The sequence below is a fragment of the Methylobacterium sp. J-043 genome, from assembly GCF_022829505.1.
Taxonomy (GTDB): domain Bacteria; phylum Pseudomonadota; class Alphaproteobacteria; order Rhizobiales; family Beijerinckiaceae; genus Methylobacterium; species Methylobacterium extorquens_A.
The window spans coordinates 1-401 of record NZ_JAKSYB010000052.1 but is presented as its reverse complement, the minus strand read 5'-3'; the positions used below and the strand labels follow the sequence as shown (position 1 = coordinate 401).

General features: G+C 65.3%; 1 protein-coding gene. It reads right to left on the bottom strand.

The window, feature by feature from the left end; all coding sequences use genetic code 11:
* Positions 1 to 85: 85 nt before the first annotated feature.
* Positions 86 to 401 (bottom strand): L-lactate permease (locus MKK50_RS14275; RefSeq protein WP_499023200.1); only part of this gene is annotated, 316 nt, incomplete at its 5' end.

Below are 401 nucleotides of genomic sequence, written 5' to 3'. Positions count from 1 at the left end.
CCTTTCGGGACGATGCTCTAGCCCAAGAAAAAGCCCGCCCCGAGCGCTCGGGGCGGGCGTTGTTGCGGACTTTCGATCCGTTCGGTTAGTGCGCGGCGGGTGCCGTGGCGGACGGGTGGATCAGCATCTCGGTGCATGGGTAGACGTAGAGCTGGAGAAACACGAGGCCGCCGACGAGGCAAGCCAGCACGATCGCGTGCCAGACCACGAAGCGCAGAATCTTGCTCTCCTGGCCGATATAGCCCGTCGCCGTCGAGGCCCCGACGATCGACTGGGCGTCAATCAGCTTGCCCGTCTCGCCGGCTGACGAGTTCGCCGGGGCCATGAGGATGACCGAGAGTCCGTGCAGCTCGGAGGTGATCTGCTGAAGGCCGCCGAACAGCACGATCGAGGCCGTGTCC